This window comes from Clostridium thermobutyricum (genome assembly GCF_000371465.1).
GTDB classification, from domain to species: Bacteria; Bacillota; Clostridia; order Clostridiales; family Clostridiaceae; genus Clostridium; species Clostridium thermobutyricum.
In genome coordinates, this window is record NZ_KB850956.1 from 1007254 (window position 1) to 1032187 (window position 24934).

Annotated in this window: 25 protein-coding genes and 1 riboswitch; of the genes, 23 read left to right on the forward strand and 2 right to left on the reverse strand. The window is 28.0% G+C overall.

Features of this window, described 5'->3' with window-relative positions:
• Positions 1 to 226 precede the first annotated feature (226 nt).
• The 4 genes from spoIVA to HMPREF1092_RS04635 all read left to right on the forward strand — a co-directional run bounded on the left by spoIVA (position 227) and on the right by HMPREF1092_RS04635 (position 4994).
• Positions 227 to 1705, forward strand: coding sequence for a stage IV sporulation protein A (gene spoIVA, locus HMPREF1092_RS04620; RefSeq protein ID WP_002597461.1), 1479 nt, complete (start codon positions 227 to 229; stop codon positions 1703 to 1705).
• A 159-nt stretch (positions 1706 to 1864) separates the two neighbouring features.
• Entirely contained in the window at positions 1865 to 2260 is a 396-nt protein-coding gene (locus HMPREF1092_RS04625) for a PBECR3 domain-containing polyvalent protein (protein WP_002597462.1), read from the forward strand.
• Between the two features lie 115 nt (positions 2261 to 2375).
• Positions 2376 to 3371 (forward strand): asparaginase, encoded by a 996-nt coding sequence (locus HMPREF1092_RS04630; protein ID WP_002597463.1) that lies wholly within the window; start codon positions 2376 to 2378, stop codon positions 3369 to 3371.
• Between the two features lie 95 nt (positions 3372 to 3466).
• Positions 3467 to 3564, forward strand: a riboswitch (purine riboswitch).
• Positions 3565 to 3632: 68 nt separating this feature from the next.
• Positions 3633 to 4994, forward strand: coding sequence for an NCS2 family permease (locus HMPREF1092_RS04635; RefSeq protein WP_002597464.1), 1362 nt, complete (start codon positions 3633 to 3635; stop codon positions 4992 to 4994).
• 72 nt (positions 4995 to 5066) lie between these two features.
• Here HMPREF1092_RS04635 and HMPREF1092_RS04640 read toward each other — a convergent pair whose 3' ends face one another.
• Positions 5067 to 5573, reverse strand: a complete 507-nt coding sequence (locus tag HMPREF1092_RS04640; protein ID WP_002597465.1) for a 2'-5' RNA ligase family protein — start codon at positions 5571 to 5573, stop codon at positions 5067 to 5069.
• Positions 5574 to 5856: 283 nt separating this feature from the next.
• Here HMPREF1092_RS04640 and HMPREF1092_RS04645 point away from each other — a divergent pair, with 283 nt between their 5' ends.
• From HMPREF1092_RS04645 to spoVM, 16 genes are all read left to right on the forward strand, one after another.
• The gene (locus HMPREF1092_RS04645; protein ID WP_002597466.1) at positions 5857 to 6738 is read left to right on the forward strand and encodes a YicC/YloC family endoribonuclease; all 882 of its coding nucleotides are present in this window, start codon (positions 5857 to 5859) and stop codon (positions 6736 to 6738) included.
• Between the two features lie 13 nt (positions 6739 to 6751).
• Positions 6752 to 7021 carry an extracellular matrix/biofilm regulator RemA gene (gene remA / locus HMPREF1092_RS04650; RefSeq protein WP_002597467.1) on the forward strand — a complete coding sequence of 90 codons (270 nt, stop codon included), beginning with the start codon at positions 6752 to 6754 and terminating at the stop codon, positions 7019 to 7021.
• Entirely contained in the window at positions 7021 to 7650 is a 630-nt protein-coding gene (gene gmk, locus HMPREF1092_RS04655; RefSeq protein WP_002597468.1) for a guanylate kinase, read from the forward strand. Before remA ends, gmk begins: the two co-directional genes overlap by 1 nt.
• Positions 7631 to 7843, forward strand: coding sequence for a DNA-directed RNA polymerase subunit omega (gene rpoZ, locus HMPREF1092_RS04660; RefSeq protein ID WP_002597469.1), 213 nt, complete (start codon positions 7631 to 7633; stop codon positions 7841 to 7843). Before gmk ends, rpoZ begins: the two co-directional genes overlap by 20 nt.
• Positions 7844 to 7849: 6 nt before the next feature.
• Positions 7850 to 9034: a bifunctional phosphopantothenoylcysteine decarboxylase/phosphopantothenate--cysteine ligase CoaBC gene (coaBC, locus tag HMPREF1092_RS04665; RefSeq protein WP_002597470.1), complete on the forward strand. Its 1185-nt coding sequence runs from the start codon at positions 7850 to 7852 to the stop codon at positions 9032 to 9034.
• 71 nt (positions 9035 to 9105) lie between these two features.
• On the forward strand, positions 9106 to 11295 hold the full coding sequence (gene priA / locus HMPREF1092_RS04670; protein ID WP_002597471.1) for a primosomal protein N': 2190 nt from the start codon (positions 9106 to 9108) through the stop codon (positions 11293 to 11295).
• Positions 11296 to 11306: 11 nt separating this feature from the next.
• Positions 11307 to 11750, forward strand: coding sequence for a peptide deformylase (gene def, locus HMPREF1092_RS04675; RefSeq protein ID WP_002597472.1), 444 nt, complete (start codon positions 11307 to 11309; stop codon positions 11748 to 11750).
• Between the two features lie 12 nt (positions 11751 to 11762).
• The gene (gene fmt, locus HMPREF1092_RS04680; RefSeq protein WP_002597473.1) at positions 11763 to 12692 is read left to right on the forward strand and encodes a methionyl-tRNA formyltransferase; all 930 of its coding nucleotides are present in this window, start codon (positions 11763 to 11765) and stop codon (positions 12690 to 12692) included.
• A 21-nt stretch (positions 12693 to 12713) separates the two neighbouring features.
• On the forward strand, positions 12714 to 14033 hold the full coding sequence (gene rsmB / locus HMPREF1092_RS04685; RefSeq protein WP_002597474.1) for a 16S rRNA (cytosine(967)-C(5))-methyltransferase RsmB: 1320 nt from the start codon (positions 12714 to 12716) through the stop codon (positions 14031 to 14033).
• A 10-nt stretch (positions 14034 to 14043) separates the two neighbouring features.
• On the forward strand, positions 14044 to 15075 hold the full coding sequence (gene rlmN, locus HMPREF1092_RS04690; RefSeq protein WP_002597475.1) for a dual-specificity RNA methyltransferase RlmN: 1032 nt from the start codon (positions 14044 to 14046) through the stop codon (positions 15073 to 15075).
• Positions 15076 to 15086: 11 nt separating this feature from the next.
• The gene (locus HMPREF1092_RS04695) at positions 15087 to 15797 is read left to right on the forward strand and encodes a Stp1/IreP family PP2C-type Ser/Thr phosphatase (protein WP_002597476.1); all 711 of its coding nucleotides are present in this window, start codon (positions 15087 to 15089) and stop codon (positions 15795 to 15797) included.
• Position 15798: 1 nt separating this feature from the next.
• Positions 15799 to 17889 carry a Stk1 family PASTA domain-containing Ser/Thr kinase gene (gene pknB / locus HMPREF1092_RS04700; protein ID WP_002597477.1) on the forward strand — a complete coding sequence of 697 codons (2091 nt, stop codon included), beginning with the start codon at positions 15799 to 15801 and terminating at the stop codon, positions 17887 to 17889.
• 135 nt (positions 17890 to 18024) lie between these two features.
• Positions 18025 to 18891, forward strand: a complete 867-nt coding sequence (gene rsgA / locus HMPREF1092_RS04705) for a ribosome small subunit-dependent GTPase A (RefSeq protein ID WP_002597478.1) — start codon at positions 18025 to 18027, stop codon at positions 18889 to 18891.
• Entirely contained in the window at positions 18891 to 19541 is a 651-nt protein-coding gene (gene rpe / locus HMPREF1092_RS04710; protein ID WP_002597479.1) for a ribulose-phosphate 3-epimerase, read from the forward strand. The genes rsgA and rpe overlap by 1 nt, the downstream gene beginning before the upstream one ends.
• Positions 19541 to 20182 (forward strand): thiamine diphosphokinase, encoded by a 642-nt coding sequence (locus HMPREF1092_RS04715; protein WP_002597480.1) that lies wholly within the window; start codon positions 19541 to 19543, stop codon positions 20180 to 20182. The genes rpe and HMPREF1092_RS04715 overlap by 1 nt, the downstream gene beginning before the upstream one ends.
• 91 nt (positions 20183 to 20273) lie before the next feature.
• Positions 20274 to 20345 (forward strand): stage V sporulation protein SpoVM, encoded by a 72-nt coding sequence (gene spoVM, locus HMPREF1092_RS17800; RefSeq protein ID WP_143324001.1) that lies wholly within the window; start codon positions 20274 to 20276, stop codon positions 20343 to 20345.
• A 68-nt stretch (positions 20346 to 20413) separates the two neighbouring features.
• Here spoVM and rpmB read toward each other — a convergent pair whose 3' ends face one another.
• The gene (rpmB, locus tag HMPREF1092_RS04720; RefSeq protein WP_002597481.1) at positions 20414 to 20605 is read right to left on the reverse strand and encodes a 50S ribosomal protein L28; all 192 of its coding nucleotides are present in this window, start codon (positions 20603 to 20605) and stop codon (positions 20414 to 20416) included.
• 195 nt (positions 20606 to 20800) lie between these two features.
• On the opposite strand from rpmB, the gene HMPREF1092_RS04725 reads away from it, so the two are divergent.
• From HMPREF1092_RS04725 to recG, 3 genes are read left to right on the forward strand one after another with little or no spacing between them, the layout of a single operon-like run.
• Positions 20801 to 21151 (forward strand): Asp23/Gls24 family envelope stress response protein, encoded by a 351-nt coding sequence (locus HMPREF1092_RS04725; RefSeq protein WP_002597482.1) that lies wholly within the window; start codon positions 20801 to 20803, stop codon positions 21149 to 21151.
• 11 nt (positions 21152 to 21162) lie between these two features.
• Positions 21163 to 22797 carry a DAK2 domain-containing protein gene (locus HMPREF1092_RS04730; protein ID WP_002597483.1) on the forward strand — a complete coding sequence of 545 codons (1635 nt, stop codon included), beginning with the start codon at positions 21163 to 21165 and terminating at the stop codon, positions 22795 to 22797.
• A 60-nt stretch (positions 22798 to 22857) separates the two neighbouring features.
• Complete coding sequence (gene recG, locus HMPREF1092_RS04735; RefSeq protein ID WP_002597484.1) at positions 22858 to 24888, forward strand: ATP-dependent DNA helicase RecG; 2031 nt, start codon at positions 22858 to 22860, stop codon at positions 24886 to 24888.
• Positions 24889 to 24934 lie beyond the last annotated feature (46 nt).

The following is a 24934-nucleotide window of genomic DNA, read 5'->3' on the forward strand; positions in this document are numbered from 1 at the left end:
TTATTAATTTAAACATTACTTTTATTTATTTTATGAAAAGAATACATAATTAAAAAAATAATATTTAAAATATAAAAATAGGAATTTATTCTATATCTGAACATATTAATAGAGTATGAACATATATATTTTAAAAAATAATCGTTTAAACATATAAAAATTAGTATATAAATGAAACTTTTAGAATATATATATATTGTCAAAAATTACTTAGGAGGGTAAGGACTTGGATAGCTTTAAAATTTATAAAGATATAGCTGAAAGAACCCAAGGAGACATATATGTAGGAGTTGTGGGGCCTGTTAGAACTGGAAAATCAACTTTTATTAAAAAATTTATGGATCTTATGGTAATACCAAAGATAGACAACACATTTAAGAAGGAAAGAGCAAAAGATGAACTACCACAAAGTGGATCAGGAAAGATGATACACACAACAGAACCAAAGTTTGTACCAAATGAAGCAATAGAAATAGGTATAGATGATGATGTAAAATTCAAAGTAAGAATGGTTGACTGTGTAGGATATATTGTAAAAGAAGCTTTAGGATACTTAGATGGAGAGGAAGCCAAAATGGTTAATACTCCATGGTATGATTATGAAATTCCATTTGAAGATGCAGCAGAAATTGGAACAAGAAAAGTCATAACAGATCATTCAACTATAGGATTAGTAGTTACTACTGATGGAAGTATAACAGGACTTGAAAGAGAAGACTATATAGAAGCAGAAGAAAGAGTTATAGCAGAGCTTCAAGCTATAAATAAACCTTTTGTAGTAATATTAAATAGCTCTAGAGCAAGTTCCCAAGAAACACTAGATATGCAAAAAGAAATGGAGAAGAAATATAATGTTTCTGTAAAACCTATGGACATTTCTAATATGAAAGAAGAAGATGTAGAAGAATTATTCAAACAAGTACTTAAAGAATTCCCTGTAAAGGAAGTAAATATTAATATACCAGAATGGCTTGAAAATTTAGAATCAGATCACTGGTTAAAAACAGATTTCTTTAACATAATAAAGGGAATGAGCAAAAACATATCAAAAATAAGAGATATAAAAATTTCATTAGATCTTTTATCAAATGAAGAAAATTTAGGTGAAGCTAAAATTAAGGAAATAGATTTAGGAGTTGGAACTGCAAATGTAGTTATGAAGCCTAAAGAAGGAATATTCTATAGAGTATTAAGTGAAATGTGTGAATTAGAAATAGATTCTGAAACAAATCTTTTAAGTATGGTTAAAGAACTAAATCATGCTAAAAAAGAATATGATAAAGTTAAAGATGCTTTAAGGGATGTTAATGAGACAGGCTATGGATTAGTTGCTCCACAACTTAAAGAAATGAAATTTGAAGAACCAGAAATAGTTAAACATGGTGGACAATATGGAGTAAAATTAAAAGCTAGTGCTCCTTCATTACATTTTATAAAAGCTAATATTCAAACTGAAATAAGTCCTATAATGGGATCAGAAAAAGAATCAGAAGATTTAGTAAAATCTCTTTTAGAACAATTTGAAAATGATCCAGCAACACTTTGGCAAAGTAATATGTTAGGTAAGTCTTTAGAAGTTTTAGTTAAAGAGGGACTTCAAAAGAAACTTTATAAAATGCCAGAAGATGTTCAAGTTAAGATCCAAAAAACCCTTCAAAAAATTATTAATGAAGGAAATGGCGGATTAATTTGTATAATCCTATAAAAGTATAAATTAAAAAGGTATAAACCATAATTAGGTTTATACCTTTTTTAATAAAATAATCAATTATTTAATAATATAATCAATTATAAAGTTTATTAATATAATAAATTAGGGGAAATTATTTTTATATGAATATAAATCTAAGGCTTGGTGAAGTTTATGGAAAAAAAGTATAATGCATATAAAAAGATTGGAAGAATTAATAAAGATTTATTAAAAGATTTAAATTTAAATTTTAATGGTGATGTTTATATTGATGAAAGTGTTGTAAGGCATATAAAAAAGAGACACGGAAAACAATTAACAAAACATGTAAAAGAAAATATAAAGATAATAATAGAAAGAATTATTAAAAATCCTGACTATATAGGCATAAATAGATATAAAGATAATATTTCCATAAAGTTAGTTAAAAAAATAGATGCACAAGTTATGGTAATCTTAGATTTTGATTATGAAAATGAATATATGTATGTGGCAACTATGTATCCATTAATAAAAGAGAAACTCAACACCAAAATATTAACTGGGGTATTAAAAACAATTAGTGGATAAAAAAAAAGAAAAATTATATAATATACGGAGAAAAGTTTATTTTTGAGATGAGAGAATGCTTCTTAAATCCTAAACTTATAAAATTGAAAACTAAGGATAATAAGGAGGAATAATAATGAAAAAAGTAGCAGTTATATTTAATGGTGGAACTATATCTATGAAGGTAGATGAAAGAATAAAAGCAGCAGTTCCAAGTCTTAGTGGAGAAGAAATAATGGCAATGGTAACAGGGATTGAAGGCCATGCAGAAATTGAAAATTATAGTTTTTCAAGTTTACCATCACCACATGTAACTCCAAGTATAATGTTAGAGTTAGCAAAATATACACAAAATATAGTAGATAGAGAAGATATTGATGGAGTAGTAATAACTCATGGTACAGATACTTTAGAAGAAACAGCGTATTTTTTAGATATAGCAGTTAAAACTAAAAAGCCTATTGTTGTAACAGGAGCTATGAGAAGTTGCTCAGAATTAGGATATGATGGACCATTTAATCTTGCTACTTCTATATGTACAGCAATTTCAGATGAAGCTAAAAATAGAGGAGTTATAGTTTGTTTTAATGGAGAATTAAATGATGCAAGAGAAGTTACAAAAGCTAACTCAATGGCGTTAAATGCCTTTAGAACTCCTAATTTTGGACCAGTAGGAATAGTTGATAACAATAATGTTATCTTTTATAGAAAAGGGAAAAAAGGATTTAAAAGTTGTCCTAAGAGCATAGAAAAAGATGTAGCACTTATAAAATGTGTTTCAGGAATGGACTCTTCATATATAGACTATTCTTTAGAAAAAGGAATAGGAGGAATAGTAATAGAAGCTATGGGAAGAGGAAATATACCTCCTGAAATGGTAAGTGGAGTTAAAAATGCTTTAGATAAGAATATTCCTGTTGTAATAGTTTCAAGATGTTTTGAAGGAAGAGTGTTTGATTCATACGGATATGAAGGTGGAGGAAAACATTTAAGAAATATGGGTGTTATTTTTGGAGACAATATGCCAGGGCAAAAAGCAAGAATAAAACTTCTAATAGCTATTAATTCAGGAATTAAGAATGATGAATTAATGGATATATTTGAACATGGGTTATATGAACATAATATATAGACGAATGAAAATTGAGTTATTGGAAATTAATATTCGAAATAAATGTGTAAAATTAGATTAAAAAGATTGACATTGTTCGTGAATTGGGTTAATATTATATTAACAAATGGATAACTCATATAAGGCAATAATATGGTTTGCCGTTTCTACTAGATACCAATAATATCTAACTATGAGATTAAACTTAGAGAATATATCTAAGGTTGTTATGAGTTTCCTAAAGTCATAACAACCTTATTTTATTTCAGGGGGGAATATGGGATGAATAATAAGAAATCATTTTTTGAAATTTTAGACAATAAGAATGTTGATTTCAGAAAAGAAATTATTGCAGGGATAACTACTTTTTTAACTATGGCTTATATTATAGCAGTAAATCCGAATATTCTTGGTGATACAGGAATGGACAAAGGTGCATTAGTTACAGCCACTTGTTTTGCAGCTGGATTTGCTACAATACTTATGGGAGCATTTGCAAATTTACCATTTGCTTTAGCATCAGGAATGGGGTTAAATGCATTTTTTGCATATACAGTGGTATTAAAAGATCAAATACCATGGCAAGTAGCTTTAACAGCAGTATTTTTAGAAGGAATTATATTTATTTTAATGTCAGCTTTTAAAATGAGAGAAGCAGTAGTGAAAGCTATACCAATGAATATGAAATTTGCAGTTACAGCTGGAATTGGGTTATTTATAGCATTTATAGGACTTACTGGTGGTGGATTAGTTGTAAAAAATGATTCAACTCTTGTATCAATAGGAGATTTTACAAGTCCAACAGTATTAGTAGCATTACTTGGAATATTAATAATAGCAGTTTTAGATAAAAGAAATGTAAAGGGATCAATTCTTATAGGAATAGTTGCTTCAACTGTTGCAGCTTGGATATATGCAATGTTTAATCCAGAATATGCAGCAAGTCTTGGAATATATTTACCAGAAGGAATAATTAAATTTGAAAGTATAGCACCAATAGCAGGGCAATTAAGATTAGATTATCTTTTAAATCCACAAGCTATATGGCCAATAATAACAATAGTATTCACTTTCTTATTTGTTGATTTCTTTGACACTATAGGAACATTAGTAGGAGTTTCATCAAGAGCAGGAATGTTAGATGAAGAAGGAAATGTGCCAAATGCAGGAAAAGCACTTATGGTTGATGCAATAGGAACTACAGCAGGAGCTTTAATGGGAGTTTCTACAGTAACTACTTTTGTTGAAAGTTCAACAGGAGTTGCAGCAGGTGGAAGAACAGGTTGGACATCTATTACAACAGGATTATTATTCTTAGCAGCAATGTTTTTCTCTCCAATATTTGTAGCAATTCCAGCATGTGCAACAGCACCAGCTCTAATATATGTTGGATTCTTAATGCTTGGAGCAGCTAAAAATATAGATTTTGATGAAATAACAGAAGGATTCCCAGCATTCTTAACAATAGTAGGAATGCCTTTAATGTATAGTATTGGTGATGGTTTAACAATTGGAGTTTTAGCATATGTATTTATAAACATATTCTATAATATTTTCTTTGCTAAAAAAGAAGAAAAGAAAAAAATATCAGGAGTAATGATTGTACTAGCTATAATATTTATAATTAAATTATTTTTCTTATAAATAATAAAAGAACTTAAAGGATTTATAATTCTTTAAGTTCTTTTTATTTTTTCCATTTTATTATTATCATTTTTATTTTAATGAAATATTTGATTCTATAATTGAATCTTCATTTTGATCTATTATTTCAACAGTAATTTCAGTAACTATAGTTCTGAAAGTATCATTAATATTTTTTGTATTATTAATTGCTATCTCATAATCTTCTTTATTTTTAAAAGAACCTACAGTTATATGAGGTGAAAAACTTCCTTCATTTAACCAAGATGGATAATAATCTTTCAATATTCCAGTATAAAGTCTTTTATGCAAATCTATAATATTTTCTATTCCTTTTTCAATACTAAGAAATAAATATAATCCAAAACAATTAACAGGAGTAATACCTTTTAAAATAATTTCAAAAGGAGATATATCTTTTATAACAGAAGAAATATGATTTTCTAAATCAAATTTTTCTATATCACTTTCAAAAGGAAAAACTAATGTTATATGGGGTGCTACATGATTAGCTAGTGGGTCATATTTTTTTCTTATTTTGTTTATTATCTCTAAATTATTAAATTTGGGAAAAATCATGATACAACGTTTTTTCAAATAAAATCACATTCTTATATAAATTTAATTAGAGAAGATTATACAATATAATACATAAAATGTAAATAAATTCAAAACAGTATTTGAAATATAAAAATTAAAAAAGTAATAATATAATTTGATAAATAAATATAAATTTAAATATGAATTTTATATAGAAAATAAAAAATAAAAACAAATGTAAACTTTTTGTTAACAAACCATTGACTTTACTGTTAGACTAAAATAATATTTATTTATACTTCATAGCAAAGGAGGGGTATGAGTGACTAGAAGCATGACTAGCTTTGGAAGAGCGAGAAGTGAAGAAGGTAATGAAAAAGTATTTTCTGTTGAAATGAAAAGTGTAAATCATAGATACTTAGATATAAGTATAAGAATGCCTAAATGGATGTTACCTTTAGAAGAAAAGATAAGAAATCAGATAAGCAGTAAGCTAAATAGGGGAAAAGTAGATATTTTCATTAATCTTAAAAGTTATTCTAAATCTAATAATGCTGTTCAATTAGATAAAGAACTTGCTAAAAATTATTATAATTGCTTAGAAGAGATGGCTGATATGTTAGGGATAGAAAATGATATAACAGTAGCAAAGCTAAGTAGATTTCCAGATGTAATAAGTGTAGTGGAAAAAGAAGAGGATTTAGAAGAAACATATAAAGAAATAGAAATTCTCATTGATAAATCTCTAAATTTAATGTTAGAAATGAGAGAAAGAGAAGGAAATAAATTAAAAGAAGATATACTAGCTAAGCTTAATATAATAGAACACTCAGTATTAGACATAGAAAAAATAGCTGATACAATTCCAGAAGTTTATAAACAAAAGTTAGAAGAAAGAATAAAAGTATTAACTGATGGAAGTGAAGTTGATCAAACTAGATTAGCTATGGAAGTTGCTATGTTTGCTGATAAAGCAACTATAGATGAAGAAATAATAAGACTTAAAAGCCATCTTATACAAATGAGAAGTACGTTAAGTCTTAATGAATCTATTGGTAGAAAGTTAGATTTTATTGTTCAAGAAATGAATAGAGAAGCAAATACGATTGCTTCAAAATCAAGTAGCATAGAAATAACAAATATTGTTATTGAAATAAAAAATATAATTGAAAAAATAAGAGAACAAATTCAAAATATTGAATAATAGGAGGAATATAATGGGTATAAAATTAATAAATATTGGTTTTGGAAACATAGTTTCTGCCAATAGATTAGTAGCAATAGTAAGTCCTGAATCAGCGCCTATAAAAAGAATAATTCAAGAGGCTAGAGATAGAGGAATGCTAATTGACGCAACTTATGGAAGAAGAACTAGAGCAGTTATAATAACAGATAGTGATCATGTAATATTATCTGCAGTTCAACCAGAAACTGTAGCACATAGACTATCAAGCAAAGATGATCATGATGATGAGGTAGATGAATAATGAAAAAAGGCGTTTTACTAGTTATATCTGGTCCTTCAGGAGCAGGTAAAGGAACTATATGCAAAGCGTTACTTAAAAAACGTAATGATTTACATATTTCAGTTTCTGCAACTACAAGAAGTCCAAGAGCCGGAGAAATAGATGGTGTAAACTATCATTTCTTAACTAAAGAGACTTTTGAAGAAAAAATAAAGAATAATGAATTTCTTGAATATGCAGAAGTTTATGGTAACTATTATGGAACACCTAAAACAGACGTACAAAAATTATTAAACAATGGAAAAAATGTTATATTAGAAATAGATATACAAGGTGCTTTAAAAGTTAAAGAAAATTGTGAAGACGGTATATTTATATTTATTCTTCCTCCTTCAATGGAAGAATTAAAACAAAGAATCATTAATAGAGGAAGTGAAACACCAGAATCATTAATGACAAGATTTAAGTCAGCTTACAAAGAAATAAATTATATTTCAAAATATAATTATGCAGTTGTAAATGACGAAGTTGATTTAGCTGTTGAAAAAATAGAAGCTATAATAACAACTGAAAAATGTAGAGTAGATAGAATAAAAGATAAAATATTAGATTCTAAGGAGGGTTTTATACATGAGCAACTCTATGATTAATCCATCAATCGTTGAACTTTTAGAAAAGGTAGATGACAGATACACATTAGTAACAGTAACTTCAAAGAGAGCAAGACAAATAATAGGTGGAAGTAAGCCATTAAGTGATGTAAAATCAGTTAAGCCTTTAACTATAGCAATAAATGAAGTTAATGAAGGAAAATTTGATTTCGAACTTCCAGAGGAAAAGTAAGATATTATGTATGAAGATAAGTGTGTTGTAATTGGGGTTACTGGGGGAATTGCAGTATATAAAGCACTAGATGTAATAAGTGCTTTAAGAAAAAAAGGCGTTAAAACAAAAGTTATAATGACAGAATCTGCAACTAAATTTGTAACACCTTTAACATTTCAATCTATAAGTCAAAATATGGTTATAACTGATATGTTTGCTGAACCAAAAGCTTGGAAAATACAACATATTAGTTTAGCACAAGAAGCTGATATAATGTTAATTGCACCTGCTACAGCAAATGTAATAGGAAAAGTAGCAAATGGAATAGCAGATGATATGTTAACAACAACAATAATGGCAACTAAAGCAAAAGTTATATTTTCTCCAGCTATGAATACTAATATGTATGAAAATCCAATAGTTCAAGAAAATATAGAAAAATTAAAAAGATTTGGTTATGAATTTATAGAGCCTGATAGTGGAAGACTTGCTTGTGGAGATATAGGTAAAGGAAAATTACCTAAGCCAGAAGTTATAGTTGATGAAGTTCTTAAAAATTTATATCCAAAGAAAGACCTTGTAGGTAAGAAAGTATTAGTTACAGCTGGACCAACTAAAGCACCTATAGATCCAGTTAGATATATTACAAATAGATCTACTGGTAAAATGGGATATGCAATTGCAACTGAAGCTAGGGATAGAGGAGCAGAAGTAACTCTTGTATCAGGAGCAGACTTTCTTGAATGTCCTAAGGGAATAGAATTAATAAATGTTCAAACTAACTCAGAAATGAGAGAAGAAGTTTTAAAACATTATAAAAATTCAGATATAGTTATAAAGTCAGCAGCAGTTGCTGATTATAAGCCTAAAAACTATAGTAAAGAAAAAATTAAAAAAACTGGAGATGATTTAAAACTAGAGCTAGAAAGAGATAATGATATCTTATTAGAACTAGGAAAATTAAAGAAAAATCAAATCTTAGTTGGATTTGCTGCTGAAAGTAATTCATTATTAGAAAACGCTAATAAGAAACTTAAAAATAAGAATCTTGATTTTATAGTAGCTAATGATATAACATCTAAAGAAACAGGTTTTGGTTCAGATAATAATAAAGTATTTATTATTTCAAAGAATGGAAAAGTAGATGAATTAGATACTATGAGTAAAAGAGATGTAGCAAGAAGTATATTTGATAATATATTAGAATAGTATTATTTTTAAGAAAGCGCTCATTAGCGCTTTCTTATTATATTTTTTAGAAGGGTGGTTTATTTAGAACAATGGAGCTTTATGCAGAGATAATAATAAATAGTGAAGCAATAGAAATAGATAGACCATTTACATATAAAGTTAAAGAGGATATGGCTGATAAAATTCAAATTGGACATAGAGTTAGAGTATCTTTTGGAAGCATAAAAGGCTATCTTCAAGGTTATGTAATAGGACTTAGTACAGAGTTTAATGGGAATTATAAATTAAAATCAATAAATAAAATTTTAGATGAAGAGCCAATTTTAAGAAGAGAAGATATTTTAACTATAGACTTTTTAAGGGAAAGAACTCTTTGTAAATATATTGATGCAATAAGACTTTTAGTTCCTACTGGAATAACAAGAGGAGTAAAAGAGAAGAAAAAAACTGTTATAACACTAGGAAGAGAATTAGATAGTACTTTTAAAGAAAAAGAATCATATAAAGAATTATATTCATTTATAAAAAATAACGAAGGACTAACTAAAAGTGAAATAAAAAATAAAGGATTTTCTACTTATATATTAAATAATTCTATAAAAAATGGATTTTTAAAAACAGAAGAAGAAACAGTTTACAGATATAATGATAGAATTTATGAAAAAGATGAAGAAAAAGTTTTAACAGAAGAACAAAAAAATGCATTAGATATTATAGAGAATACAAATAAAAAAGGAATATTACTTCATGGGGTAACAGGTTCAGGAAAAACAGAAATATATATGAATCTTGTTAGAAAAACCTTAGATAGTGGAAAAGGAGCGATAATCCTAGTTCCTGAAATTTCTCTAACTCCACAAATGATAGAAAGATTTAAAAGTAGGTTTGGTAAAGAAGTAGGGCTTTATCATAGTAGACTTTCAGAAGGTGAAAGATTTGATGAATGGAATAGAGTGAGAGATGGAAAGTGTAAGCTTATAATAGGAGCTAGAAGTGCATTATTTCTTCCAATGAACAATTTAGGATTAATAATAGTAGATGAGGAACATGAAAGTTCATATAAATCAGAAACAAATCCTAAATATCAGACAAGAGAAGTTTGTGAATATTTAAGTTATATGTATGATTGTAAATATATATTAGGGTCTGCAACGCCTTCTATTGAATCTTATGCAGATGCGTTAGTAGATAAATTGCAATTAGTTGAATTAAAAAATAGAGTATATGAAAAAAAGCTTCCTCAAATGAATATAGTGGATATGAGAGAAGAACTAAAAGTGAAAAATCTTTCTATGTTTAGTAGAAAATTATATAAAGAAATTAAACTTGCATTAGAAAATAAAAAACAAATAATATTATTTCTAAATAGAAAAGGATATTCAACATTTATATCATGTAGAAGCTGTGGATATGTTTTTAAATGTCCTAAATGTGATATATCAATGGTATATCATAAAGAAGGCTATTTGACATGTAATTATTGTGGAATGGTAAAAAAAGAAGTAAAAACTTGTCCTAAATGTAGTAGTAAATATGTTAAGTTCTTTGGAGCTGGGACAGAAAAAGTAGAGGCCGAAGTTAAAAAATATTTTAAAGAGGCAAGAATATTAAGGATGGATAGAGATACTACTAAAAATAAAGGTTCTTATGAAGAAATATATAATTCATTTAAAAATGGTGAAGCAGATATATTAATAGGAACACAAATGATAACTAAAGGGCATGATTTTAAAAATGTACATTTAGTTGGGATTATGGCTGCAGATATGTCAGCAAATATACCAGATTATAGGGCTGGAGAAAGAACCTTTCAGCTTATAACTCAAGTTGCTGGAAGAGCAGGTAGAGGAGAGAAAAGAGGAGTTGTAGTAGTTCAAACATATAATCCTGAAAATTCATATATACAATATGCAAAGGATGGAAATTATAAAAAAATGTTTAAGGAAGAACTTACTATAAGAAAATTGATGAATTACCCTCCATTTGGTAGAATAGTATATATTAAAGGCATATCTAAAGATGAAGAAAAATTAAATGTTTTTATGAAAAAACTTTATTTAGAAATAAAAAAAGAAAATTTAGAAAATGTAGATATACTAGGACCAAGTAAATGTATTATTGGGAAAGTAAGAGATTTTTTTAGATATCAAATAATAATAAAAGGAAAGATAGTATACAAAGAAATTCTAAATTTAAAAGAAAATCTTTATAAATTAAATAAGAGTGTTTATAATGATATAAGAATTAGTATAGATATCAATCCAAACAATTTATTGTAGGAGGAATAGAAATGGCAATAAGAAATATAAGAAAAAAAGGTGAAGAGGTATTAAGAAAAAAAAGTAAAATAGTTGAAAATATAGATAATAGAACTCTAACTTTAATAGAAGATATGATTGATACAATGTATGAAGCTGATGGAGTTGGCCTTGCAGCACCACAAGTTGGAATACTTAAAAGAATATTCGTTATTGATGTATATGATGGAGAGGGAGCAAGAGTATTTATAAATCCAGAAATACTAGAATCAAGTGGAAGTCAAATAGGAGAAGAAGGATGTCTTAGCGCACCTGGTGAATTTGGAGAAGTTGAAAGACCAAATTATGTAAAAGTAAAGGCATTAAATGAAAATGGGGAAGAATTTGTTTTAGAAGCACAAGAATTATTAGCAAGAGCTATATTCCATGAATATGACCACTTAGACGGAATTATATTCTTAGATAAAGTTAAGTAGGAGGAAAGAATATTGAAAATAGTTTTTATGGGAACTCCAGATTTTGCAGTTCCTTCACTTGAAAGATTAATAGATGAGTATGGTGTTTGTGCAGTATTTACACAACCAGATAAGAAAAAAGGTAGAGGGAAAAAATTAGGATTTTCTGAAGTAAAAGAAGTTGCAGTAAAACATAATATAGAAGTTTTTCAACCAGTAAAACTTAAAGATGATAGAGAAATGATTGAAAAGCTTAAAGAAATGAATCCTGATTTTATAATAGTTGTAGCCTTTGGACAAATTTTAACTAAAGAAGTTCTTGATATACCTAAATATGGCTGTATAAATTTACATGGTTCAATTTTACCAATGTATAGAGGAGCAGCTCCTATAAATTGGGCTATTATAAATGGAGAAAAGAAATCAGGAAACACAACAATGCTTATGGATGTAGGTTTAGATACTGGAGATATGCTTTTAAAAGATGAAGTAGAGATATCAGAATCCATGACTGCTGGTGAACTTTATGATATTTTAAAAGAAAGAGGAGCAGAACTTTTAGTTAAGACAATAGAAGGTCTTAAAGATGGAAGTATAAAGCCAGAAAAGCAAAGTGATGAAACTTTCTATGCAAAAATGTTAAATAAAGAAACTGGAAGAATAGACTTTAATAAAAGTGCATTAGAAATCCACAACTTAGTGAGAGGATTAAATCCTTGGCCTGTTGCACATACAAAATATAAAGAAGAAAATATGAAAGTTTATCAAACAGAAGTTTTTACAAATGAAGGTGGAAATGAAGATTTTGGTAAAATAGAAAAAGTATCAAAAGAAGGAATACTTGTAAAAGCAAAGATTGGGAAAATTTTAATTAAAAAAATACAATTCCCAAATGGTAAGCCTTTAACAATTGAACAGTATATAAACGGTCATAGCATAGAAATTGGTGAAATTTTAGGATAAAGATGAAAGACGAGGTATTTTATGAATAGCAGAAGCATAGCTATAAAGGTATTGAATAGAGTTTTATTAGAAGGAGCATATTCTAATATAGCCTTATCTAAAGAATTGGATTCAAGTAATCTAAATAGCAAAGATAAAGGTTTAGTTACTGAAATTGTCTATGGAACATTAAGAAGAAAAAGAACATTAGATCTTATAATAGGATCTTTTGTTAGAGATATAAGTATAATGGATAAAAGAATATTAAATATTCTTAGAGCGGCTATATATCAATTAAGATTTTTAGATAAAATTCCAAGTTATGCTGCTTGTAATGAAGCTGTTGAAGAAGCTAAGAAAATTTCTTTAAAAAGTTCTAAGTTAGTAAATGGTATCTTAAGGAATTACCTTAAGAAAGAAGGAAAAGTAAATATAAAATTTTCTAATAAACTATATAAATTAGCTTATGATTATTCATTTGAACCATGGCTTGTAAGATTATTTATTTCACAATATGGAGAAAATAAAGCTATAAAAATAATGAAGGGGTTAAATAGTACTCCAAGCATAACTCTTAGAGTTAATTCTTTAAAAGGTGATTATGATTCTGTATTAGAAGAGTTAGAAAGATTAGGATATAATGTTGAAGAAGGTTCTATATCTCCTGATGCAATAGTTATAAAAGGTGGAAGTGCTATAGAGGCTAATGAATTATTTAATGAAGGAAAATGCACAGTTCAAGATGAAAGTGCAATGCTTGTAGCTCCAGTTTTAGAGTTAGAAAAATATGATACTGTACTTGATATATGTAGTGCACCAGGAGGAAAAACAACTCATATAGGTGAAATTTTAGAAAATACAGGCAAAGTATTAGCTTTTGATTTACACGAAAATAAACTAAGTTTAATAAAAGAAAATTGTGAGAGACTTGGTGTTAAGAATGTAGAACTTTCTCAAATGGATGGAACTATATTAAATGAAAAATTAATAAATATAGGTGATAAAGTTTTAATTGATGTTCCATGTTCAGGTTTAGGGATAATAAGAAGAAAACCTGAGATTAAATGGAATAAAAATAAAGATGATTTGAAAAGTTTAATTAAAATTCAAAGAGAAATTATGAAAAATTCATGGCAATACTTGAAAAGCGGTGGAGTTATGGTATATTCTACTTGTACATTAAATAAAGAAGAAAATGAAGAAAACATAAGATGGTTCTTAAAATCTTATGAAGATGTTAAGTTGGATACTGTATTTATTGGAAAAGGAGAAAATATAGAGTATACTGAGGATGGAATGGTGACTATATTACCAAACAAAAATATGGATGGATTTTTCATAGCAAAGCTAAAGAAAATATAAAGGTGGAAAAATGAAAAATTTATTAGATTATAACATGGAAGAATTAATGGTTTGGCTTAAAGAAAATTCAGAAAGTTCTTTTAGGGCAAAACAAATATTCTCTTGGATTTATAAAGGGATATTTTCATTTGATGAAATGAAAAATTTACCTAAAAATCTAAAAGAAAAATTAAATTCTAATTTTAAAATATATATTCCTGAAGTTGTAGATGTATATTCATCTAATTTAGATGGTACTAAGAAAATGCTTTTAAAATTAGAAGATGGGAATCTTATTGAGTCAGTAATTATGAAATATAAGCATGGAAACACAATATGTGTTTCAACTCAAGTGGGATGTAGAATGGGATGTAAATTCTGTGCATCAACAATTGAGGGAAGAGTTAGAAATTTAACTTCTGGAGAAATATTAGGGCAAGTATTAAGAGCTGGAGAAGTAGAAGGAGAAAGAATTTCTAATATAGTGCTTATGGGAAGTGGGGAACCACTAGATAATTACGATAATGTAGTAAAATTTCTAAGAGAAGTTAATGCTGAATATGGATTAAATATTGGGCAAAGACATATAACTTTATCTACATGTGGGCTAGTTCCTAAAATAAGAGATTTGTCAAATGAGGGATTAAATGTTACTCTAGCAATATCACTACATGCTTTTAGTGATGAAAAGAGAAGAGAAATAATGCCTATAGCAAATAAATATTCAATAAGTGAAATATTAGAGGAGTGTAGAAACTACATAGAAAAAACCAATAGAAGAGTAACTTTTGAGTATTCATTAGTTAAAGATATTAATGACAGTAAGGAAGATGCAAAAGCTTTATCAAAGCTTTTAAAAGGAATTCTTTGTCACGTTAATCTTATTCCAGTAAATGAAATAAAAGAGAATTCTTTTAAAAGATCTTCTGAAAAGACAATAGAAGATTTTGCCCAAATATTAAAGTCTGCAGGAATTGAAGCGACTGTTAGAAGAGAAATGGGAAGCGATATAAATGCAGCTTGTGGTCAACTTAGAAGAAGCTATATGAAAAATAAAGCTTAAGGAGTAAAAATATGATAGAGTATAAGAGTGATGTGGGTTGTAAGAGAAGTTTAAACGAAGACTATTGTGGTTATTATGAAGTTGAAAATTATGGTGTATATATTGTTGCAGATGGAATGGGAGGTCATAATGCTGGTGAAATTGCCAGTAAAATGGCTGTAAATAGGGTTATAGAAATAATAAGAGAAACTATAGACATACATTTAGAAGAGAGTTTGAAATTTGCAATTGAAAAAGCTAACGAAGAAATCTATAATTATTCTAGAGAAGTAAGCGAACTAGAGGGCATGGGTACTACAATAACAGCATTATTAAGGTTAGGAAATCAAATTATAATAGCAAATGTTGGAGATAGTTCATGTTTTGGAGTTAAAGATAATGAAATAATTAAATTAACAAAAGATCATTCATTAGTTCAACAATTAATAGATATAGGAAGTATATCTTATGAGCAAGCAAAAAATCATCCTAATAAAAATATAATAACTAGGGCACTAGGAACAGGTTTAAATGTAGAAGTTGATATTTTTAAATTTTCTAAAGAAGAATATCAAAAATACCTTCTTTGTACTGATGGACTTACAAATGAAGTTAGTAATGAAGAGATAAGCAGTATACTCATGGAAGAAAAAGAAAATCCTTGTGAGAAATTAGTTTCTTTAGCAAAAGAACATGGAGGCAAGGATAATATAACTGTGATGTTGTTTGGAGGAGATATATAATATGAATGGGGAAGTACTAGGCAATAGATATGAATTGCTAGAAAAAGTCGGAGAAGGCGGAATGGCAATTGTATATAAGGCTAGATGTAATAAGTTAAATCGCTTTGTTGCAGTTAAAATTCTTAAAAAAGAATATGCAGATAATAAAGAAATTGTAGATAAATTCAAAAATGAAGCAATGGCAGTTGCAAAGTTATCAGATAGTAATATAGTAAATGTATTAGATGTAGGAACTGATGATAATGAAAACTACATTGTTATGGAATATGTAAATGGAAAAACTTTAAAAGAACTTGTAGAAGAATATGGTAAATTGAATTATGATAGAGCGGTAACTATATCATTACAAATAGCAAATGCATTAGAATGTGCTCATAAAAATGGCATAGTTCATAGAGATATAAAACCACAAAATATACTTGTAACAGAAGAAGGAATTGCTAAAGTAACAGATTTTGGAATTGCGAAATCAACAGATTCAGGAACTTTAACAAATACAAGTACAATATTAGGTTCAGCACATTATTTTTCACCAGAGCAAGCAAAAGGTGCTATGGTAGATTTTAGAAGTGACATATATTCTCTTGGAATTGTAATGTATGAAATGGTTACTGGTGATGTCCCATTTGATGGGGAATCTCCTGTAACAATAGCACTTAAACACATACAAGAAAATCCTATTAATCCTAGAATAATTAATCCTAAAATTCCAGATAGATATAGTGAAATTATATTAAAATGTATGGAAAAGGATGTTAATGACAGATATTCAAATGTAAAAGAATTAATAGAAGATTTAAAGAAGATTAAATCAAATTCTGAAATGGGATTAGTAGAAAAAAGTGAATCTTCAGTTGGGGGAGAAACAATTATAATGACTCCAATTAAAGATGAAGATCTTAATCCTGCTGTTGTAGAACCAGAAGATTCAGATATAGATGAGTTTGATGGAGATGAAGAAGGATTTGAAGATTATTATGATGACGAAGATGATGAATATGAAGATGATGAATATGATAAAAAAATTAAAAAGAAGAAGACAAATAGAAATCTTTTAATTGGAATAGCAATTGCTGTAGTAATTATTGTATTAGGTGTAGGTTCATTCTTTATGTTTGTTAACTCTAAACCTACAACAAATGCTGGAGAAGTTCAAGTTCCAAATATAATAGGAATGAATCAAGATCAAGCAGTATCAGCATTAAAAGCTGCTAAATTAGTTCCTGATGTAAAAGAAGTTAAGAATTCAGAACCAAAAGGAACTGTTTTAAATTCAAATCCAAGCCCAGGTACTTCAGTTAAAGAAGGAAGTACAGTTACTATAGATATAAGTAAAGGTGAAGAAGAAGTAACTATACCAGACTTAAATGGATATACTAAAGATCAAGCTACACAAGAACTTAAAAGTTTAGGATTTAATACTATATTATATACTAGTCAATTTAGTAGTAGTGTACCATCAGGCCAAGTTATAGCAGTAACTCCTCAATCAGGAACTCAAGCTTTAAAAACTTCAGAAATAACTCTTGTTATTAGTAAAGGGCCACAAATACAACAAACTACAGTTCCTAATGTTTCAGGAATGAGTGAATCACAAGCTAGAGCAGCACTTTCAAATGCTAATTTAGCTGTTAATGTGGAAACAGTAAGTACAACTGATCCAAGTTTAGCTGGTAAAGTAATAAACGTATCACCAGGTGTAGGAGCTACTGTAAATCAAGGCACATCAGTTACTATTCAAATAGGTCAATTACAACAAGTAACACCACCACAAAATTCTGATAACTCTGGAACAAACCAAGGTCAAAGCCAAGGTCAAGGTAACCAAAATCAAACTCAGAATAATCAAAATTCAGGAAATAACCAAAGTCATGGCAATCAAAACCAAGGAAATGACCAAAATCAAGGTAGTCACGACCAAGGTAATACAGAGCAAAATAAACCAAATCAAGGTAGCTCAGACCAAGGAGGAGCAAAAGAAGATCACTCTGATAAATCAGATGTAAATAAAACATCAAATAAAGGTGCTAATACACAAACTCAAGCAAAAGATGTAGCATCAAATAAAAAAGATAATAAAACTTCAAAATAAATAAGAAAGTGATTAGCTAATTTTAGCTAATCACTTTTGTTTTATAATAATTTAAATTTATTTTATACTATATAAAGTAGCAAAATTTAAATAAAAGAGTTATATTATAATTGAATACTATATTTTGGAGGTACTATGAAAGGAAAAATACTTAAAGGAATTGGAGGCTTTTATTACATAAGCACAGAAGATAAAATAATAGAATGTAAAGCTAGAGGAAATTTCAGATATAAAGGATTAAAGCCAATGGTTGGTGATAATGTAGAAATAAAGATTGAAAATGGAAAAGGAAGAATAGAAAAAATAGAGGAAAGACATTCAGAGCTTATAAGACCTACAGTAGCAAATGTAACATTAGCTTTTGTTGTTTTTGCCATAAAAAATCCTGATTTGAATTTTGATCTTTTAAATAGATTTTTAGTTCTTTGTGAAAGTAATAATATAAAAGCAATAGTTTGTTTAAATAAAGTTGATCTTGTAGATGAAGAAGAGAGAAATTTATTAAAAGAAAAAATAAATGAAATAGGTTATGATGTATTATTTATTAATGCAAAAGCTGGTATTGGAATAGAAAGCTTAAAAGAAAGAATAAAAGGAAATGTAACGGTTTTATGTGGACCTTCTGGAGCGGGAAAATCTACTCTCATAAATAAACTTACAAATAAGGAGCATATGGAAACAGGTTCTGTTAGTGAAAAATTAGGGCGAGGAAAACATACAACTAGACATAGTGAGCTTATAGAAGTTGAAAATGGATATATAGTAGATACTCCTGGATTCTCAACTTTAGATATAACTTTTATAGAAAAAGAAGATTTGAAAAATTATTTTCCAGACTTTGAGGAATATAATAATTCATGTAAATTTAGAGGATGTATGCATCATAAAGAACCTGGATGTTCAGTTAAAGAAGCTGTAGAAGAAGGAAAAATAAATAAATTTAGATATGAATTTTATATAAGGACATTAGAAGAAATATTAAATGGAAGGAAGTATAAATAATGATTAGTATAGCACCGTCAATATTATCATCAGATTTTTCAAAATTAGGAGAGGAAATAAGTATTTTAGATAAATCAAAAGCAGAGTATATTCATATAGATGTTATGGATGGATCTTTTGTACCTAATATAACATTTGGAGCACCAGTAGTTAAAGCTATAAGAAAATATACAGATAAAACGTTTGATGTACATTTAATGATAGATAATCCAGGAAATTTTATAGATGATTTTATAAATGCAGGAGCAGATTTAATAACAGTTCATTACGAAGCAGATAGACATATAGATAGAACTATAGGATATATAAAGTCAAAAGGGGTTAAAGCAGGAATAGTTTTAAATCCTGGAACTCCTGTAAGTGTATTAAAAAATATTATAAAAAAATTAGATATGGTTCTTATAATGAGTGTTAATCCAGGCTTTGGAGGACAAAGCTTTATAGATTATTCAATAGATAAAATAAAAGAAGTTAAAGAGCTTAAAGATAAATTTAATCCAAATCTTTTAATAGAAATAGATGGTGGAATAAATAAAGAAAATATAAAAGAGGTATATGAAGCTGGAGTTGATATAGCAGTAGCTGGTTCAGCAGTTTATAACGGGGATATATTAAAAAATATTGAAGAATTAATTGAAAGGACAAAATAATGGATGTATTAATAGTTTCAGGAGGAACAGAACCATCTAAAGAACTTTTACTTAAATATAAAAATAAAGCTTCATTTATAATAGGAGTTGATAAAGGATGTAATGTGCTTTATAAATATAATATAACTCCTAATTTAATAGTTGGAGATTTTGATTCAGGAGATTTAAAGGTTGTTGAGTATTTTAAAAATACTGGAATAGAAGTGAGAAAATATAGCACTCATAAAGATTATACAGATACTCACTTAGCATATAATATAGCTAAAGAGCTTGGAGATGTTAAAAAAATATATCTTTTAGGGGCAACAGGAACAAGGTTTGATCATTCTCTTGGGAATTTAGGATTATTTTTAAATAGTTTAGAAGATGAGATATATTTAGAAATAGTTGATGATAATAATATTATGTTTATAGTTGATAAAAAGACAACTATAAAAAATAGAAAAAATAAAGTTCTTTCATTTCATGGACTTTCAGATGAAGTTAAAAATTTTACAATAAAAAATGCTAAATATGAATTAGAAAGATATAATCTTAAATTATTAGAACCAAGAGCTATTTGTAATGAGTTTTTAGATGGAGAAGATGTTCAGATAGATTTTGACAGTGGAAAAATTTTAGTAATGCTAACCAATGATTAAAAACTAAAAGCTAAAAATAGGAAAGAATTTAATTTTATTGCATATATATAGAAAGAAAAGATATTATTTTTAGTTTTTATAGGAGGCATTTATGAAAATAGTAGCAATAAAATTACCAAAATTTTTATCTAAAATAGTTAGATTTTTTAGAAAAGGAAAATAGATACATAATTATTTATGTGAAATAAAAAAAATGCTATTGCTAGGTGCAAAGCATTTTTTTTATTTGAACTATATTGCTCTTTCAACTTTACCAGATCTTAAACATCTAGTACAAACGTGAACTCTTTTTGGTGTTCCGTTAACTAAAGCCTTAACTTTCTTTATGTTAGGAGCCCAAGTTCTCTTTGATTGACGATGTGAGTGACTGTATTGTACTCCTGAAACAACGCCTTTATTACAAATTTCGCATCTTCTTGCCACTTGAAAACACCTCCTTATTAGTGAAGATAAAATTCTCTTCAATAGGACAGAATTCATTTTAACACAAGATAAAGCTAATTTGCAAGTAAAATTTATAAAAATAATGGTTAATTACAGATATATTCCATATAAATCTTGAATAAAAAAGATTTCTAATATAAAATATAGTTATGATATAGTATAGGAGGAATAGTAATGGTTGGATTTTCAAGAGAAAACGGAAAAGTACATTACTCAGAAGATGTGTTAGCTAAAATTGTTGGACTATCAACAATGGAATGCTATGGAGTAGTAGGGATGGTATCAAAAAGTGCCGCAGAAGGCCTTTGGGAATTAATAAGAATAGAAAATTTTAGTAAAGGTGTAAAAATTACAGTAACTGAAGATGATAAATTAAATATAGAACTTTTTATTATGGTGGAATACGGAACTAAAATTTCTGTTATTGCAAATAACATAATACAAAAAGTACGTTATAATGTAGAAAACTATACTGGGCTAAAAGTTTCATCTATATCAGTAAATGTTCAAGCGGTAAGAGTCTAGGAGGAGAACTAATGGAATATAAAAAGATAAATGGCCGTGATTTCTATAATATGGTCGTAAACGCGAGTAATAGATTAGCAGAAGAAAGTGATTTCGTTAATGCTTTAAATGTATTCCCTGTGCCAGACGGAGACACAGGAACAAATATGTCAATGACTTTTAAAGCAGCAGTTAAAGAAATAGAAAATATAAATTCAGAATCTATTGGAGAAGTGTCAAAGAAACTTGCTAAAGGTGCACTTATGGGTGCAAGAGGAAACTCAGGAGTTATACTTTCACAAATACTTAGAGGACTTTCAAGAGGACTTGAAGGGAAAGATGAAGTTAATTGTTCAGAATTAGCTGAAGCTTTTGAAGAAGGTTCAAAATCAGCTTATAAAGCTGTTATGAGACCAACAGAAGGAACAATTCTTTCTGTTATAAGAGCTACTGCTGAATGTGCTACTTCATTAAAATCAAATGAAGTTGCACACTTTATGGATGAAATAACTAAAGCTGCAAAAATAATGCTTGATAAAACACCAGAAATGTTACCAGCTTTAAAGAAAGCTAAAGTTGTAGATTCAGGTGGGATGGGATTATATATAATTTTATCAGGTATGACTCAAGCTTTAAAAGAAGGAATAAAAGCAGAAGTTAAAGATATAAAAATTGGAGAAGGTGGCGGAGACGTTACTGGTGCAGGTGCTTCAGTAGATGCTGAAAATATTAAATTTGGATATTGTACTGAATTTATAATTTTAGGTGATGCAAGCCATGCAAAAGAATTCCAAGATTCAATTGAACCATTAGGAGATTCTATGATAGTTGTTGGATATGATGATGTAATAAAAGTTCATATTCACACTAATGATCCAGGAGCTGTTCTTGCAAAAGCAGTTAAAGTTGGAGAATTATCAAAAATAAAAATTGATAATATGAGAGAAGAGCATAGAGAACTTATAGCTAATGAAAAAATGAGAGAAGATGCTAAAAAAGCTCAAAAACCAGAAAAATATGGCTTCATAACTGTAGCTATGGGAAATGGAATAAGCAATATATTTAAAGATTTAGGAGTAAACCACGTTATTGAAGGTGGTCAAACTATGAATCCATCAACTCAAGATATATTAGATTGCATAGAAAAAATAAATGCTGAAAATATATTTGTATTCCCAAATAATAAAAATATAATAATGGCAGCAGAACAAGCAGCTGAAATAGCTGAAAAAAATGTTATAGTAATAAAAACTACAAGTATCCCTCAAGGTATAACTTGTCTTTCAATGTTTAACAAAGATGGAGAAGTTGAAGAAAATATTGAAGAATTAAAAGAATTACTAGAAACAGTTAAAACTGGTTCTGTAACATATGCTGTTAGAGATACTGAAATGGATGGCATAGAAATAAAAGAAGGTAATATGCTAGGCCTTGTTGAAGGGAAAATAAAAGAAGTTGGTGAAGATAAACTAGAAGTTGGAGAAAAAGTTCTAGAAAATCTTGTTGATGAAGACAGTGAATTAATTACTATCTTCTATGGAGAAGATGTAACTGAAGAAGAAGCAAATAGCTTTGTAGAAAAAATAGAAGAAAAATTTGAAGATTGTGATGTTCAATTATATAAAGGAGAACAGCCTTTATATTATTTATTGATGTCAGTAGAATAATATATTATAAAAAGCACCGTAATTGGTGCTTTTTACTTAGTTAGAGGAGGTTTATGAATTTTGAATATATATATGGATGTAGAAGCTATAAAAGGTATAGGACCTAAAAGTAAGGAGCGTTTAAATAAAGCAGGTATATTCACTATATTAGACCTTCTTTTGTATTTCCCAAGAGACTATGAATTTGTAAACGGCAATGAAGATTTCAAAGAAATAGATGAAAGTGAAAAAAAGATTTTAACTTGTACCTTTAAAAGATTTAAAGGAAGTATGATAACTAAAAATAGAAAAACTATAACTACATTAGAGTTTGAATATAATAGACATATAGTAGAAGGAAAATGGTTTAATCAACCTTACATAAAAGGAAAGTTTAAAATAGGTGAAAAGTATAATCTTCTAGGAAAATTTAAAGTTATAGGTAATAAACTTGAAGTTGTAAATCCTATTGTTAGTTCCAATCATTCTTTAGAAAGTGAAATAATACCTAAATATTCGTTAAAAGGAGAACTTAGCAATAATTTTTTAGTGAAAATCATAGGAGATGTTTTAGATAATATAAAAATAAATGAAAATTTACCTGATGATATAGTTAAAAAATATAATTTTATTTCATTAGATAAAGCAATAAGAGAAATTCATTATCCTAAAAGCAAAAATGGATTAGAAATGGCTATAATTAGATTAAAATTCCAAGAGCTTTTTACATATTCTATGAAGCTTTTGCTTCTTAAGAAAAGTATAAAAAAAGAAGTTGGAATTTGCTATAAATGGACAGCTGAATTAGGAAAGCTTAAAGAAAAATTACCTTTTCCATTAACAGGTGCACAGACTAATGTAGTAAGAAATATTTTACGAGATCAAAATTCTTTATATCCTATGAATAGGCTTGTTCAAGGAGATGTTGGAAGTGGTAAAACTATAGTTGCCTTAATTGGATTATTTAATGCTTATACAAATGGGTATAAAGGAGCTCTTATGGCACCAACAGAGATACTAGCAAATCAACATTATGAGGAAGCAAAAAAAATATATGATGGTTTTGATGTTAATATAGAGCTTTTAACTGGAAGTACAAAGGAAAAAGAAAAGAAAAGAATAAAAGAGTTAATAAAAAAAGAAGAGCCAGTTATTTTAATTGGTACTCATGCTCTTATTCAGGATAATGTTGAGTTTAATAATTTAGGACTTATAGTTACAGATGAACAACATAGATTTGGAGTTGAGCAAAGAGCTAGACTTATGAATAAAGGAAAAAAAGCAGATGTTCTTGTAATGACTGCAACACCTATACCAAGAACATTAGCGCTTTATGTATATTCAGATTTAGATGTATCTATAATAGATGAATTACCTCCAGGAAGAAAAAAAGTTGATACTAGATTTTATGAAGAAAATAGAAGAGATGATGGTTATAGACTTGCGAGATCTGAAATAGATAATGGAAGACAAGTTTATATAGTATGTCCTCTTATTGAAGAAAATGAAAAATTAGAGCTTAATTCTGTTGAAAAAATATATGAAGAATTACAAAATGGTATATTTAGAGGAATAGAAATAGAATATCTTCATGGAAAGATGAAGCCTAAAGAAAAAGATGAAATAATAGGGAGATTTAAAGAAGGAAAAACAAAAGTTATTATATCCACTACAGTAATAGAAGTTGGAGTAAATGTTCCTAATGCAACAGTCATGATTGTTGAAAACGCAGAAAGATTTGGATTAGCTCAGCTTCATCAATTAAGAGGAAGAGTAGGGCGTGGAAGTCATGCATCTTATTGTATATTACTTGCTAAGGCTAAAAGTGAAAAAACAAGAAAAAGAATGGAAATTTTAGTTGAATCAACTGATGGATTTTATATTTCTGAACAAGATTTAAAACTTAGAGGTTCTGGTGAAATGTTTGGAATGAGGCAAAGCGGTGATGAAGGATTTGTATTAGCTGATATATATGAAGATATGAAAATATTAATAAAGGCGAGAAAAGAAGCAGAAAGCATAATTCAAAGTGAAGAAGAAAAAAATAAAAAATTAGTTAATGAGATTGAAAAAAATATAGAAAATACAGGTAAATATATTTGTTTTAATTAATATGAAATTGTATAAAAACAGTGAATGTGGTAGAATATTATGTAAT

What these genes read in the sequence shown, in the direction of transcription:
- HMPREF1092_RS04625 (WP_002597462.1), top strand. Translation starts at nt 1,865, where the DNA reads ATGGAAAAAAAGTATAATGCATATAAAAAGATTGGAAGAATTAATAAA.
- HMPREF1092_RS04725 (WP_002597482.1), top strand. Translation starts at nt 20,801, where the DNA reads ATGGTTGGATTTTCAAGAGAAAACGGAAAAGTACATTACTCAGAAGAT.
- rpe (WP_002597479.1), top strand. Translation starts at nt 18,891, where the DNA reads ATGATTAGTATAGCACCGTCAATATTATCATCAGATTTTTCAAAATTA.
- priA (WP_002597471.1), top strand. Translation starts at nt 9,106, where the DNA reads ATGGAGCTTTATGCAGAGATAATAATAAATAGTGAAGCAATAGAAATA.
- rsmB (WP_002597474.1), top strand. Translation starts at nt 12,714, where the DNA reads ATGAATAGCAGAAGCATAGCTATAAAGGTATTGAATAGAGTTTTATTA.
- HMPREF1092_RS04715 (WP_002597480.1), top strand. Translation starts at nt 19,541, where the DNA reads ATGGATGTATTAATAGTTTCAGGAGGAACAGAACCATCTAAAGAACTT.
- coaBC (WP_002597470.1), top strand. Translation starts at nt 7,850, where the DNA reads ATGTATGAAGATAAGTGTGTTGTAATTGGGGTTACTGGGGGAATTGCA.
- HMPREF1092_RS04695 (WP_002597476.1), top strand. Translation starts at nt 15,087, where the DNA reads ATGATAGAGTATAAGAGTGATGTGGGTTGTAAGAGAAGTTTAAACGAA.
- rpoZ (WP_002597469.1), top strand. Translation starts at nt 7,631, where the DNA reads ATGAGCAACTCTATGATTAATCCATCAATCGTTGAACTTTTAGAAAAG.
- HMPREF1092_RS04635 (WP_002597464.1), top strand. Translation starts at nt 3,633, where the DNA reads ATGAATAATAAGAAATCATTTTTTGAAATTTTAGACAATAAGAATGTT.
- remA (WP_002597467.1), top strand. Translation starts at nt 6,752, where the DNA reads ATGGGTATAAAATTAATAAATATTGGTTTTGGAAACATAGTTTCTGCC.
- rlmN (WP_002597475.1), top strand. Translation starts at nt 14,044, where the DNA reads ATGAAAAATTTATTAGATTATAACATGGAAGAATTAATGGTTTGGCTT.
- gmk (WP_002597468.1), top strand. Translation starts at nt 7,021, where the DNA reads ATGAAAAAAGGCGTTTTACTAGTTATATCTGGTCCTTCAGGAGCAGGT.
- pknB (WP_002597477.1), top strand. Translation starts at nt 15,799, where the DNA reads ATGAATGGGGAAGTACTAGGCAATAGATATGAATTGCTAGAAAAAGTC.
- HMPREF1092_RS04640 (WP_002597465.1), bottom strand. Translation starts at nt 5,573, where the DNA reads ATGATTTTTCCCAAATTTAATAATTTAGAGATAATAAACAAAATAAGA.
- def (WP_002597472.1), top strand. Translation starts at nt 11,307, where the DNA reads ATGGCAATAAGAAATATAAGAAAAAAAGGTGAAGAGGTATTAAGAAAA.
- HMPREF1092_RS04730 (WP_002597483.1), top strand. Translation starts at nt 21,163, where the DNA reads ATGGAATATAAAAAGATAAATGGCCGTGATTTCTATAATATGGTCGTA.
- HMPREF1092_RS04630 (WP_002597463.1), top strand. Translation starts at nt 2,376, where the DNA reads ATGAAAAAAGTAGCAGTTATATTTAATGGTGGAACTATATCTATGAAG.
- rsgA (WP_002597478.1), top strand. Translation starts at nt 18,025, where the DNA reads ATGAAAGGAAAAATACTTAAAGGAATTGGAGGCTTTTATTACATAAGC.